This is a genomic window from Burkholderia sp. WP42, assembly GCF_000745665.1.
Lineage (GTDB): Bacteria > Pseudomonadota > Gammaproteobacteria > Burkholderiales > Burkholderiaceae > Burkholderia > Burkholderia vietnamiensis.
Map to the genome: position 1 here is coordinate 222419 of NZ_KN050726.1, position 983 is coordinate 223401.

Sequence of the window (983 nt, forward strand, 5' to 3'; positions counted from 1 at the left end):
CTGTCGTCGGCGACCAGCTCAATCTCGTCGTTGTCCACCTCGACTTCGACGGGCATCAGCTCCCTGTCGACCGGCCTGAGCTCGACCGATAGCTCGGTGGCCTCGCTGTCGACCTCCACGTCGACCGGTCTGTCGTCGGCAACCAGCTCGATCACGTCGCTGTCCACGTCAACTTCGACGGGCATCAGCTCGCTGTCGACGGGTCTGAGCTCGACCGACAGCTCGGTAGCCTCGCTGTCGACCTCGACGTCGACCGGGCTGTCGTCGGCGACCAGCTCAATCTCGTCGCTGTCCACGTCAACTTCGACGGGCATCAGCTCGCTGTCGACGGGTCTCAGCTCGACCGATAGCTCGGTCGCCTCGTTGTCGACCTCCACGTCGACCGGTCTGTCATCGGCGACCAGCTCGATCTCGTCGTTGTCCACCTCGACTTCGACCGGCATCAGCTCGCTGTCGACGGGCCTCAGCTCGACCGACAGCTCGGTCGCCTCGCTGTCGACCTCCACGTCGACCGGCCTGTCGTCGGCCACCAGCTCGATAAGTTCGCTGTCCACGTCGACTTCGACGGGCATCAGCTCGCTGTCGACGGGTCTGAGCTCGACCGACAGCTCGGTGGCCTCGTTGTCGACCTCCACGTCGACGGGTCTGTCGTCGGCAACCAGCTCGATCAGCTCGCTGTCCACCGGCCTCAGCTCCACCGATAGTTCGGTCGCCTCGCTGTCGACCTCCACGTCGACCGGTCTGTCATCGGCGACCAGCTCGATCTCGTCGTTGTCCACTTCGACTTCGACCGGCATCAGCTCGCTGTCGACGGGCCTCAGCTCGACCGACAGCTCGGTGGCCTCGTTGTCGACCTCCACGTCGACCGGTCTGTCGTCGGCCACCAGCTCGATCAGCTCGCTGTCCACCTCGACCTCGACCGGTATCAGCTCGCTCTCGACCGGTCTGAGCTCGACCGACAGCTCGGTCGCCTCGCTGTCGAC

1 protein-coding gene is annotated in these 983 nt (G+C 65.1%); it reads right to left on the reverse strand.

What is annotated here, in order from left to right; genetic code table 11:
- Positions 1-983, reverse strand: a 983-nt coding sequence (locus EX20_RS33100; protein ID WP_081943150.1) for a hypothetical protein, incomplete at both ends; no start/stop codon positions are given.